Consider the following 542-nt stretch of genomic DNA (forward strand, 5'->3'; position numbering starts at 1 on the left):
ATGATCTCTCTAAAAGAGCAGCCAGCATAACAAGTGAGTAAAAGACGCCCATCATGTCCATTGGCAAGGAATAAGCTAGGCAATTGATCATCATGGGCTGGACAACGGGCACTTCCATAATGCCCATACCAAACCCCACGCAAGGCATTGGTGATGCCCCGAGCATTTATATAAGAAAACATGTTTTTTATCCTATGATATATTGCACCATAGGACGGGTTTTGCTATTCATTGTTTGAGTGAAAATGGAAAGCCTTGTCCGTCCTTACGTGACAAGGTTTTCGTTTATGCGACGTCGTTATAACGTTGCTGTTTTGCTTGCTCTATGACATTAATCAGATCCGATTGTAACCAGCGTGATAAAAAGCCAAATTTTAAAGGTTTTGGTAAAGAGCCATTGGTCACATGACGGCGAAATGTTGAAACACTCATATGAAGCAATTTTGCACTTTCACGGTCAGTTAAAAGAATATCATTTTCTGTCATTATAATTTCCTTTCAAGAGTAAAAAATGGGAACAAATCATATGTATTTATTAACCA

1 protein-coding gene and 1 pseudogene are annotated in these 542 nt (G+C 38.7%); both read right to left on the reverse strand.

Annotated elements, in window-relative coordinates:
* Positions 1-182 (reverse strand): annotated as a pseudogene (locus ABD917_RS08825) (DUF7146 domain-containing protein); the annotation flags it as partial.
* A gap of 103 nt (positions 183-285) precedes the next feature.
* Complete coding sequence (locus ABD917_RS08830; RefSeq protein ID WP_004856846.1) at positions 286-486, reverse strand: helix-turn-helix transcriptional regulator; 201 nt, start codon at positions 484-486, stop codon at positions 286-288.
* Between the last annotated feature and the right edge of the window lie 56 nt (positions 487-542).

Source organism: Bartonella pachyuromydis, from assembly GCF_039543065.1.
Taxonomy (GTDB): domain Bacteria; phylum Pseudomonadota; class Alphaproteobacteria; order Rhizobiales; family Rhizobiaceae; genus Bartonella; species Bartonella pachyuromydis.

Bases quoted from the DNA above. Each gene is read 5' to 3' on its own strand.
- ABD917_RS08830 (WP_004856846.1), bottom strand. From the start codon at position 486: ATGACAGAAAATGATATTCTTTTAACTGACCGTGAAAGTGCAAAATTG.